We start from the raw sequence: 12,349 nt of genomic DNA on the forward strand, positions 1-12,349 counted from the left end.
CAGTCACCAGTGGTTTGACTATAAAATTAAATGGAGGTGGCAGTTTGTCAAATAAAAAAGAAGCCCAATCATCAGCAGCAAAAGATGATCAACAAGCTAAGGCAAACGCAGCTAAAGCGAAGGATCCAACGGCTAAGGACATTAAGAAAAAGGTTCAACAGCCAACGGAGAATGATACTGTTGATCAATCTGCTGAAATTGATAAGCTGAATGATAAGTTGGCAGAGAAGGATGATCAACTACTTCGAGCACAGGCAGAAATTGCCAACATTCAACAGCGGCAAAAGAAGGAAACTGCGCAGTTGATGAAGTACGATGGTCAACAGTTGGCGCACGACGTCGTTCCCGAGTTGGATAACCTTGAACGCGCATTGAATACAGACGTTCAGGATGAGGCTGCAAAGCAGTTGAAGCACGGTGTTGAAATGGTGTATAACCACCTTCAAAATGCTTTGAAGGAAAACAACGTGACGGAGATTGAAGCGCTCAACAAACCGTTTGATCCAACGTTGCACCAAGCAGTCCAGACCACACCGGTTGGTCCTGATCAGAAACCGGATACCGTTGTGGCAGTGCTTCAAAAGGGCTACATGCTTAAAGATCGCGTTTTACGTCCAGCAATGGTCGTTGTCGCGCAGTAAGCGATTAGATTAAATAATAAGGAAGTTTATAAAAATGGCTAAAATTATTGGAATTGACTTAGGTACTACGAACTCAGCGGTTGCTGTTCTTGAAGGCAGTCAACCAAAGATTATCGCTAATCCAGAAGGTAACCGGACAACGCCATCTGTTGTCTCATTCAAGAATGGTGAAACACAGGTCGGTGAAGTTGCCAAACGGCAAGCAATCACTAACCCTAACACCGTTCGTTCAATCAAGCGTCACATGGGTGAAGCAGGCTACACGGTTGATATTGAAGGTAAGAAATATACGCCTCAAGAAATTTCAGCAATGATCTTACAGTATATCAAGAGTTTTGCTGAAGATTACCTTGGTGAAAAGGTTGAACAAGCAGTTATTACTGTTCCTGCTTACTTTAACGATGCCCAACGCCAAGCAACCAAAGATGCTGGTAAAATTGCTGGTTTAAATGTTGAACGAATCATTAACGAACCAACGGCGTCTGCTTTAGCCTATGGTTTGGACAAAAAAGACAAAGATGAAAAAATTTTAGTCTACGACCTTGGTGGTGGGACATTTGATGTTTCTATCCTTGAATTAGGTGACGGTGTCTTTGATGTTCTGTCAACGAATGGTGACACGCATCTTGGTGGTGACGACTTTGACCAAAAGATCATTGACTGGTTAGTTGATGGTTTCAAGAAGACCAATGGTGTGGACTTATCTAAAGACACCATGGCTATGCAACGGTTGAAGGATGCTGCTGAAAAGGCCAAGAAGGATCTGTCAGGTGTTAATGAAGCGCAAATTAGTTTGCCATTTATTTCCAGTGGTGATAACGGCCCATTACATTTGGAAGAAACATTGTCACGTGCTCAATTCAACCAAATGACGGCTGACTTAATCGAACGGACTAAGACACCTGTTCAAAACGCTCTGCGTGATGCTGACTTGTCAATGGACGACATTGACGAAGTTATCTTAAACGGTGGTTCCACTCGGATTCCAGCTGTTCAAGAAGCTGTTAAGGACATGGCCGGCAAGGAACCTAACCACTCCATCAACCCTGATGAAGCCGTTGCTCTTGGTGCCGCTGTTCAAGGTGGTGTTATCACTGGTGATGTGAAGGATGTTGTTTTGCTTGATGTTACGCCATTGTCACTTGGTATCGAAACCATGGGCGGTGTCTTCACGAAGTTGATTGATCGTAACACAACAATTCCAACGTCTAAGAGTCAAACATTCTCAACCGCTGCCGATAATCAACCGGCTGTTGATATTCACGTGCTCCAAGGTGAACGACCAATGGCAGCTGATAACAAGACATTGGGTAACTTCCAATTAAGTGATATTCCTGCTGCACCTCGTGGTGTCCCACAAATTCAAGTTACGTTCGACATTGATAAGAACGGGATCGTTAACGTTTCCGCTAAGGATATGGGAACGAACAAGGAACAAAAGATTACCATTAAGAGTAACTCCGGTTTGTCTGACGATGAAATCGAACGGATGAAGAAGGAAGCCGAAGAAAACGCTGACGCCGACAAGAAGCGTAAGGAAGATGCTGACCTTAAGAACGAAGTCGACCAATTATTGTTCCAAGTTGACAAGACTTTGGAAGAACTTAAGGGCAAGGTCTCTGATGACGAAGTTAAGAAAGCAACCGATGCACGCGATGCATTGAAGAAGGCTCAATCTGACAACAACGTTGAAGAAATGAAGACCAAGAAGGATGAACTGAACAAGATCGTTCAAGACCTTACGGTTAAGTTGTATCAACAAAATGCTAGTTCCGGACAAGCTGCTGATGGTTCTGCTGCTGGTCAGGATGGCAGTCAAGCAGGTTCTGCTGACGGCGATGGCAAGACGGTTGATGGCGACTTTAAAGAGGTTAACCCTGACGACAAGAAGTAGTCTTTCGCATAAGAAATAGCGATACAAGAGTCAAAGGCGCATGCGCATCTTTGACTCTTTGTGTATGTGAAGACCATTTCTGTGGTAAACTTACGCAATACTAAACAAAAGGCAGAAGCTCATGGTATTCGGTACTAGGTTATCGACATGACAAGCTTTAATTGGGGGTTCACACATGTCTCAAGGAAGAGACCCGTATGACGTGCTCGGCGTGGGTCGAGATGCGTCTCAGGATGATATTAAAAAGGCGTTTCGTAAACTTTCCAAAAAGTATCACCCGGACTTGAATAAAGCCCCAGATGCTGAGGAGAAGTTTAAAGAAGTTGCTGACGCTTACGAAAAGATTGGCGATCCGCAAAAGCGCCAACAGTATGACCAATATGGTGATGCTGGGCAGCAGTTCGGCGGTGGCCAAGGTGGTTTCGGCGGTCAGGGCTTTGGTGGCTTTAGTGGTGGTCAAAGCTTTGGCGGTTTTGACGATATCTTTAGTCAAATGTTTGGGGGCGGTGGTGCATCTCGCCGCAATCCAAGCGCACCGCAACCTGGTCAGGACTTACAGTACTCGATGAGCTTAAAGTTCGAAGAAGCCATTTTCGGTAAAAAAACAACAATTAAATATGACCGTGAAGAAGTTTGCCACACTTGTGGCGGTAACGGGGCTAAGCCTGGTACTTCTCCGGTAACGTGTCATAAATGTGGTGGTACTGGCTACGTTGAAACAGTGCGTAACACACCACTGGGTCAGATGCGTTCACAACAAGTTTGTGACGTTTGTGGCGGTACTGGTAAAGAGATTAAAGAAAAGTGCCCAACCTGTCATGGTACAGGTCACAATACTGAAAACCACGAAATTGAAGTCACTGTTCCTGCAGGTGTCGACGATGGTCAGCAAATGCGCTTACAAGGTCAAGGTGAAGCCGGAACGAATGGCGGTCCTTACGGAGATCTGTACATTGTCTTTACGGTTCAACCAAGTAAAGATTTTCAGCGTGATGGCGCCGATATTTACTTCAGTCAACCGTTGACGTTTGCTCAAGCTGCGTTAGGTGACGAAATTGAAGTGAAAACCGTACATGGTAATGTTAACTTGAAGATTCCAGCTGGTACGCAGACCGGTACTAATTTTAGGTTGCGCGGCAAGGGTGCACCTCATTTGCGCGGCAATGGCAATGGTGATGAACGCGTTACAGTAACGGTTCAAACACCTAAAGGTCTTAATAAGGCTCAAAAGGATGCACTTAAAGCTTTTGCCAAGGCTAGCGGTGAAGATGTCCCAACTGGTCATGGCGGTCTATTTGGCCGACGTTAACAAGCAGTTGAATGGAAATGAATGATAAGGCGTATTCTGCGGTAAAATGACTGTAGAGTACGTCTTTATCTTTATACTAGCGAATTGAAGCTTGCCGATTGTTTGAGCACTAGTGGAAACTTTAGGCGACCATTTGTTTGATATAAATTGTCGCAGGCCAAGATCATTGGTATAATAAATGTTTAGAATTCAACGTTATCAAAAGGTAATGTGTGACAATACCGAAGATTAGCTTCGTGAGTTACAGGGAGGAAATGTGCATGGATCTAACGGAAATGCAGGAACGACAGCGACATATTCGGAATTTTTCGATTGTTGCCCATATCGATCACGGTAAATCAACCTTGGCTGATCGTATTCTAGAGCTGACCGATACTGTGTCCAAACGGGAAATGCAGAATCAAGTGCTGGATGACATGCCGCTGGAACGTGAACGTGGGATTACGATCAAATTAAATGCAGTGGAACTACACTATCACGCGAAGGATGGGGAAACCTATATCTTTCACCTAATTGATACACCTGGACACGTGGATTTTTCTTATGAAGTCTCACGCTCATTAGCGGCGTGTGAAGGGGCTTTACTGGTGGTAGATGCTGCTCAGGGTGTAGAAGCCCAGACATTAGCGAATACGTATTTAGCGTTAGATAATGATCTAGAGATTCTGCCGGTTATTAACAAAATTGACCTGCCATCTGCTCAGCCAGAAGTTGTTCGTCAAGAAATTGAAGAAGACATTGGCATTGATGCATCTAACGCCGTTTTAGCTAGTGCCAAAAGCGGGATCGGGATAACTGATATTCTTGAGCAAATTGTGCACCAGGTGCCCGCACCGACAGGTGATTTGGATAAGCCATTAAAAGCGTTGATTTTTGATTCAATCTATGATGATTACCGTGGTGTTGTTTTGAGCCTTCGGATTATGGAGGGAACGGTTAAGCCTGGTGACCACATTCGTTTGATGAATTCAGGAACAGAGTATGAAGTGACTGAAGTTGGTGTTAACTCACCTAAGCCAATCAAACGTGATGTGTTGATGGCCGGAGATGTTGGCTATATCACCGCATCCATTAAGGATATTGCAGATACGCGAGTGGGTGATACGGTCACAGACGCGGTTAATCCCACTGAAAAGGCCTTGCCGGGTTATCGTAAAATGAATCCAATGGTTTACGCAGGGCTATATCCAACCGATAATGGTAAGTACAACGATTTGCGTGACGCTTTGGAGAAGTTACAACTTAACGATGCGGCATTAGTCTTCGAACCGGAAAAATCGCAGGCATTGGGCTCAGGATTTCGTTGTGGATTCCTAGGAATGTTGCATATGGACGTGGTTCAGGAACGGTTGGAACGTGAGTTTGATCTGGATTTAATTACCACAGCACCTTCTGTTACGTACCATGTTGATATGACAGATGGTTCTCAAGTCATTGTGGAAAACCCGTCTGAAATGCCGGATCCATCCAACATTAAAACGATCAATGAGCCTTACGTTAAGGCAACCATCATGGTGCCAAACGATTATGTTGGTGCAGTGATGGAATTATGCCAGCGCAAACGCGGTGACTTTGATACAATGGCATATCTTGATGATCACCGGGTAAACGTGATATACTACATGCCATTATCTGAAATCATCTTTGACTTTTTTGACCGCCTTAAAAGTAGCACCCGTGGTTATGCATCCTTAGATTATGAGTTGGATGAATACCGCCCAGGTGACCTTGTTAAGATTGATATTTTACTGAACGGGGATAAAGTTGATGCGCTGAGTTTTATTGTTGCGCGTGAATTTGCAGCCAATCGTGGTCGTACCATCGTTGGGCGTTTGAAAACGATTATTCCTCGTCAAAACTTCGAAATCCCAGTTCAGGCAGCCATTGGCGCCAAGGTAGTGGCACGATCTGACATCAAGGCTTATCGGAAGGATGTGACGGCTCACTTGTATGGTGGTGACCGCACGCGGCGGATGAAGCTACTTGAAAAGCAAAAGGCCGGTAAGAAACGGATGAAAGCCGTCGGAATCGTCGATGTGCCACAAGAAGCATTTATGGCTGTCCTTCAGACTGACGAAGAAGAAAGCCATAAAACGAAATAATTGTTCATTTGACATTGACTATTGGTGAATTAATGAGCAAAATAAGAAAGACAAATTGGAGGTGAGCGTGTGTTAGCACGGACCAAAACGTTTTTGAAAGCAAGTCAGTTTAAATATGAGAAGACGTACATTCGGCCGATGATGGTGCCACAACACGTGTACGTCCTCCGCTTTGGTAAGAAGAAGCTCAATAACCGTTTGATTGCAAAGTACAGTCATAGTTGGACTGGTCGGTTAAAAATTGACGAGATTGATCTTCGTCTTCACGGACAACATAATCCACGGGTATTTCAAGATGAAAATGACTTATTGAAATACTTGGCCAGCCATATCTTGACAGATGATGGACGGGAACGATATGCAAAAGTTCGGAAAGCGGCTGAACGTGAAGAACACGTTGGTGAATAAACTCACGGTGTGAGCGCTTTCGGTGTTTTAAGCCACTGATAATAACTGATTAATATCTCTTTGTGTCGAGTAGTAGATTAATTCGGCGCAGGGAGATTTTTTGCTTCAAGGGCTGAGAATCGGCGCGCTGTATCCAATAGGTGCGACTGGTGTAATAGGTTGTTAATCTAACGGTTTCAACAGTTGGTTATAGAAATGATAAACTGACGGTACAAGCTCAGTGATGGTATTTTTAGTTAATTTTTGTGACAATAGAGTTCAGAAAAAAGGTTGGAGGTCAAGATCAATGAAGGTAATTGAATCATTTGGCACACAAAGTATTGATGAACGGGCTGCGATGATCGATGGCACTCGGCCAATGCCCAATGTTGGAGAGCATGATGTGCGCGTTAAGATTACGGCAGTATCAGTTAATCCTGTCGATACCAAGTTACGACAAGCACTAACAAGCCAGACAGTAGGCACAATTCTTGGTTATGACGCAGTGGGACAGATTGCTGAAATTGGCAGTGCTGTTGATCATTTTAAGATTGGTGATCGTGTTTTCTATGCAGGTAGTACTGCTCGTGATGGTGCCAATGCTGAAGAACAGGTAGTTGACGCCCGTTTGATCGCGCATGCCCCTGAGCACTTAACGGATGCCGAGGCAGCAGCGTTGCCACTAACGTCATTGACAGCTGGTGAGGTTCTCTTTACTAAAATGGGTTTTAAAATGGCTGCTGATGCCAATATCGGCCAACAATTGTTAATTATTAATGGTGCTGGTGGCGTAGGATCTGTCGCCATTCAACTGGCCAAGTGGGCAGGACTGACCGTTTCAGCAACAGCTTCACGCCCAGAAACTCGTGAATGGGTCAAAAAAATGGGCGCTACTCACATTTTTAATCATCGTGAAGCCTTGGCGCCTCAAGTGGCCGAAGCGGGAATCAATTTCTTTGATGGTATCTTAATTCTGCACTCAACCGATCAGTACTTTGAAACAGCAGCAAAATTAATCAAGCCGTTTGGTCATGTGGCATCCATCGTCGAGAATCGCGAGCCGCTGCCGATGGGACTATTGAAGAATAAGGCTGCTAGTTTTGATTGGGAATATATGTTTGCGAAAAGTGATTATGGTGTCGATCTCAACTCCCAAGGTCAATTGTTAGCAAAAATCGCCGAGTTAGCAGATCAACGAGTTCTGCACACAACGTTAACCACGACGATTGATTCAGGCATCAACGCTGACAATTTGCGGGCTGCGCATCAATTAGTCGAAGCCAACAAAATGGTCGGTAAAGTGGTTGTTACCGGACCGTTTAATGGCAGTGAAAAAGCCTAATTAACTTTTAAAAGTGAAAGGAAGAAAACTAAGGTGCAATGGACAGAAGTAAGCGTGACAACGACTAACGAAGCGGTAGAGGCTGTGAGCAACATTTTAATGGATGCTGGTGCATCCGGTACTAAAATTGACGACGCAGCGGATTTTGCTGCATTGCAACCAGAATTTCCTGGTGAACTACTGGATAAGCGAGATTTACCACATTTGATTCATGGTGCTGTGGTGACCGCATATTATCCTGAGACCATTGAACTCTCAACGATCATTCCGATAATTGAACAACGGATTAACGAGCTGGATAGTTTTGGCTTGGATGCCGGACCGGCAACTGTGTTGCAAAAACCAGTTGCAGAAGCCGACTGGGCTACCGTTTGGAAAAAATATTATCATCCAGTACGTGTTACTCGTTATTTGACGGTTGTTCCTAGTTGGGAGCATTATCAGCCGGCCGATAAAAACGAAAAAACGTTAATTCTAGATCCTGGCATGGCGTTTGGTACTGGTACTCATCCAACGACGGCATTGATGTTACAGGCGTTGGAATTAACCATTCGTGGCGGTGAAACGGTACTGGACGTTGGCACAGGATCTGGTGTGTTGTCTATTGCAGCAAAACAGCTTGGCGCTGGTGAAGTTTTTGCGTATGACGTTGATCAAATTGCTGTAGACTCGGCTAAAAGCAACTTGGATCTCAACCCAGTTGCTAAGGATGTCCATGTGAGTCCCAATGACCTGCTAAAGGGCGTTACACAAACAGCCGACATTATTGTTGCCAATATTTTAGCAGATATTATTGTGCCACTGATTCCGCAAACGTGGCCGTTGTTGCCAAAAGGCGGCCTGTTTTTAACTAGCGGCATTATTGCGGATAAATATCCGTTGGTCGTTGGCAAACTGAGGGAAAATGGTTATCAAGTTGTCGAAACCTTGCGGCGTGGCGACTGGTATGGCATTATCGCTAAAAAGCCGGAGGCAGACGACTGATGCAACACTATTTTTTGCCGCATGACTGGCAACAAACAACAGAATTTCAGTTGGACGCGGCGACATACAAACATTTTGTTCAGGTACTGCGTGCCACAGAGGGCACTGAAGCTGAGTTTGTCACACCGTTACACGAATTATTGATTGCACAACTAGTTAAGTTGGATAGTGATCACCGAAGCGCGACGATGCATGTGGAACGCAAGCAAACTGTTGACGTGGAATTACCAGTACACGCCCGCATTATTTGCGGGGTTCCTAAGGGTGACAAAGCCGAATTAATTACGCAAAAGGCAACCGAATTGGGCGTTCACGAAATTGTTTTTGTACCTACACAATGGTCAGTCGCTTCATGGAAACAAAAGGCTGCTAAAAAGTTGTCACGATTACAGGTGATTGCGACTAATGCTGCTCAGCAATCACACCGTCTTGTGATTCCTCAATTGAAATACGCGAGTTCTTTAAAGGAAGCGGCAGCAATGCCCGCCGATTTTAATCTGGTAGCCTGGGAAGAGTCGGCCAAAAAACAAGAGACTGGTCATTTAGTTCAGACGTTTGAAAAAATACGGATTGGTCAGACAATCAATGTCATTTTCGGACCGGAAGGTGGACTGACGGTTAAAGAAGTTGACGACCTGACCGCAAATGGTTACGTGGCCGCGGGATTGGGACCGCGAATTTTACGAACCGAAACGGCGCCGTTGTACTTTTTGAGTGCGCTATCCTATGCCGTTGAGCTGCGAAAAGATTCAGAAAATGTAAATTAATGAAAATTAATCGTGACGCTGTTCGTTAAATTGGCTATAATGTTCAACATAAATTAAAATTTGATGAAAAGCGTGGCGATTCAATGACAGGTCTGAGGGCACATAGTGGTTGGCAGTATTGGTTACTCGGTTTATTTTTTGGCGGTTTGTTACCATGGCTGGCTAATGCCAGTAGCATGACCGTTTACCATAAAGTAATGTGGGTGTTGCTCGGTATTAATGGTGTATATGCGCTGGTAAGTGGCTGGCAAATTGGTCGGTCACAGCATGACAGTTGGCGTGTTTTGATTTTCCCAGTGTTGTTTGCGCTGTTCACATATTTCTTGAAAGACAATGCTCATGAGTACGCCTATTACCTTGCAATTGGGTATGCGTGTGTTAGCTATTTTGTGAGTGGTTTCCACACGGGTTTTACCACTGACCACCGTTCGCTTTCGGTCCATGCGCATCAAGCGGAGACAGTTGCTGCCGGTAAATTAGCGGTTGGTCGTTAATGACTTAGATGATGTTGCTGCCAGTGTTAGGTGATTACCTAGGACTGGCATTTTTGCTATCAATGGCTTACTGTAAGCGGTAGATTTAAGCGTAGGCATTGTTTAATTTACCTTTTCGGGTAAAATTAGGACAACAATAAATGCATTTGGGGTGAAATAATGTCAAAAGAACATATTTGGACAGCTGATGAAGTTATGGCTCAGGTCAGTTCTTACATGAATACAGAGCACGTGGCCCAAGTGCGGGAAGCATACGAGTTTGCGGCTAGGGTTCACGCTGAACAAAAGCGCCAGTCGGGTGAGCCATATATTATGCATCCAATTCAGGTAGCGGCAATTTTAGCCGATCTGCGAATGGACCCAGAAACGGTCGAAGCCGGTTTTCTTCACGACGTGGTTGAGGACACGGTTGCAACACTCGATGACCTGCGTAATGAATTTGGCAATGATGTTGCTGAAATCGTCGATGGCGTCACCAAAATCGGTAAGATTAAATATCGCTCCAACAAAGAACAATTAGCAGAAAATCACCGTAAATTACTACTCGCGATGTCGCATGATATTCGCGTCATTATTGTGAAGTTGGCGGATCGGTTACACAATATGCGGACCTTACAGCATCTGCGCCCAGATAAACAGCGCAGAATTGCGAATGAAACGCTGGAAATTTATGCACCATTGGCGGATCGGTTAGGGATCAGCACCATTAAGTGGGAACTCGAAGACTTAAGCCTGCGGTACCTTAATCCAGAACAATATTATCGGATTGTTCACTTGATGAATTCCAAAAGGAATCAACGAATTGAGATTATCAATGAAGCGATTGGCGAACTTAAAGATGCCATTAGCGACTTACACATCAAAACGGAAGTTTATGGTCGTCCAAAACACATTTATTCCGTTTACCGCAAGATGGTTGACAAGCATAAGCAGTTTGATCAGATTTATGATTTGTTGGCCATTCGGGTTATTGTTCAATCAATTCGTGATTGTTATGCGGTTTTAGGTGCAATTCACACGCACTGGACGCCAATGCCAGGGCGGTTTAAGGATTACATTGCGATGCCTAAGGCAAATATGTATCAATCCCTTCACACGACCGTTATCGGCCCTGAAGGCAAGCCATTGGAAGTACAGATCCGAACGGAAGAAATGCATCGAGTGGCTGAATTTGGGGTTGCCGCGCATTGGGCTTATAAAGAAGGACAAACGGATGAAGTTCAAGAAACCAGTAACGGCGATCGGCTAAATTGGTTTAAACAAATCATTGAACTACAGAACAATGCCACTAACGCTGATGACTTTATGGAGGGCGTGAAGGGTGACTTGTTCACGGATTCCGTTTACGCGTTCACACCTAAGGGTGATGTACTAGAACTCCCAAAGGGCGCCGGACCGTTAGACATGGCTTACATTATCCATACGCAAGTCGGTAATCATACGACTGGGGCAAAAGTTAACGGTAAGATTGTGCCACTGGATTCTGAAATTAAAACGGGTGACATCGTTGATATCATGACGTCACAGAATTCTAGTGGACCGAGTCGTGACTGGGTCAATTTAGTCCACACACGACGCGCGCGTAATAAGATTAAACAGTATTTCCGCAAAATGGATCGTGAAGAAAATATTGATGCCGGTCGTGACATGATTACGCATGAATTGCGTGAGCTTAATTTTGATCCAAAAGAGATCATGACGGATACCAAACTGGAGAATGTAGCAGAACGGATGCATTATCGTTCAGCGGATGATCTGTTATCTGCCATTGGGTTCGGGGATGCTGCACCGCGCGGCGTTGCTAATCGTTTGACTTCGGACGAGCGGGCTAAAATTGCTGCTGACAAACAAGCTGAGACGGAACGGGAAATTCTCACCGATAGCAGTGAAAAGAGCGAAGAAACGCAGGAAACCACTGCTAAGGCAGATGCCAAACAATCGTCCTCTGATGGGGTCATCATTGAAGGCGTTGACAATCTTCTTGTTCGTTTGAGCCACTGTTGTTCACCAATTCCGGGTGACGCGATTGTCGGTTACATCACGAAGGGGCGTGGCGTTTCTGTCCATAGAGCTGATTGCCCTAACGTTAAATCGGCAGAAGAGCACGGTGAGCGAATTGTGGACGTCGAATGGGATGATCCGGAAAATAACCGGACTAACTACAATGCCGATATTGAAATCCGCGGTTATAACCGGAATGGTCTATTGAACGATGTTCTACGAATGATCAACAACACAACTAAGTTCTTGACCTCTGTGACCGGTAAAGTGGACCATAATAAGATGGTCGTTATTTCCGCAACGGTTGGTGTCCGCAATCTAGATGTTCTTAACCATATTATGGATAACGTGAAGAACGTCCCAGATGTGTACGAAGTGCTTCGGGCAACACACTAATCGGATTTTGGTTATTTCGTAGTCTGATTTTT

10 protein-coding genes are annotated in these 12,349 nt (G+C 44.7%); all 10 read left to right on the plus strand.

The genetic code is table 11. From position 1 onward, the window contains the following. Positions 1-44 precede the first annotated feature (44 nt). The 10 genes from grpE (at position 45) to GB993_RS03550 (ending at position 12,317) form a co-directional block, all read left to right on the plus strand. Complete coding sequence (gene grpE, locus GB993_RS03505; protein ID WP_017261972.1) at positions 45-641, plus strand: nucleotide exchange factor GrpE; 597 nt, start codon at positions 45-47, stop codon at positions 639-641. Between the two features lie 28 nt (positions 642-669). Continuing rightward, positions 670-2,535 (plus strand): molecular chaperone DnaK, encoded by a 1,866-nt coding sequence (gene dnaK / locus GB993_RS03510; RefSeq protein WP_161003382.1) that lies wholly within the window; start codon positions 670-672, stop codon positions 2,533-2,535. 175 nt (positions 2,536-2,710) lie between these two features. Beyond that, a complete protein-coding gene (gene dnaJ / locus GB993_RS03515; RefSeq protein WP_161003115.1) occupies positions 2,711-3,844 on the plus strand; it encodes a molecular chaperone DnaJ in 1,134 nt (377 codons plus the stop codon). Positions 3,845-4,104: 260 nt separating this feature from the next. Next, positions 4,105-5,946, plus strand: coding sequence for a translation elongation factor 4 (lepA, locus tag GB993_RS03520; RefSeq protein ID WP_161001225.1), 1,842 nt, complete (start codon positions 4,105-4,107; stop codon positions 5,944-5,946). Positions 5,947-6,015: 69 nt separating this feature from the next. After that, a complete protein-coding gene (locus GB993_RS03525) occupies positions 6,016-6,354 on the plus strand; it encodes a hypothetical protein (RefSeq protein WP_161003116.1) in 339 nt (112 codons plus the stop codon). 286 nt (positions 6,355-6,640) lie between these two features. Then, positions 6,641-7,675: a zinc-binding alcohol dehydrogenase family protein gene (locus GB993_RS03530; RefSeq protein WP_161003117.1), complete on the plus strand. Its 1,035-nt coding sequence runs from the start codon at positions 6,641-6,643 to the stop codon at positions 7,673-7,675. Between the two features lie 33 nt (positions 7,676-7,708). After that, on the plus strand, positions 7,709-8,659 hold the full coding sequence (gene prmA, locus GB993_RS03535) for a 50S ribosomal protein L11 methyltransferase (RefSeq protein WP_161003118.1): 951 nt from the start codon (positions 7,709-7,711) through the stop codon (positions 8,657-8,659). Then, the gene (locus tag GB993_RS03540; protein ID WP_161003119.1) at positions 8,659-9,426 is read left to right on the plus strand and encodes an RsmE family RNA methyltransferase; all 768 of its coding nucleotides are present in this window, start codon (positions 8,659-8,661) and stop codon (positions 9,424-9,426) included. The genes prmA and GB993_RS03540 overlap by 1 nt, the downstream gene beginning before the upstream one ends. A gap of 83 nt (positions 9,427-9,509) precedes the next feature. Then, complete coding sequence (locus tag GB993_RS03545; RefSeq protein WP_161003120.1) at positions 9,510-9,920, plus strand: hypothetical protein; 411 nt, start codon at positions 9,510-9,512, stop codon at positions 9,918-9,920. A gap of 159 nt (positions 9,921-10,079) precedes the next feature. Next, entirely contained in the window at positions 10,080-12,317 is a 2,238-nt protein-coding gene (locus GB993_RS03550) for a RelA/SpoT family protein (protein ID WP_161003121.1), read from the plus strand. Positions 12,318-12,349: the final 32 nt, after the last annotated feature.

It is taken from the genome of Furfurilactobacillus milii, from assembly GCF_009864005.1.
Classification (GTDB): domain Bacteria; phylum Bacillota; class Bacilli; order Lactobacillales; family Lactobacillaceae; genus Furfurilactobacillus; species Furfurilactobacillus rossiae_B.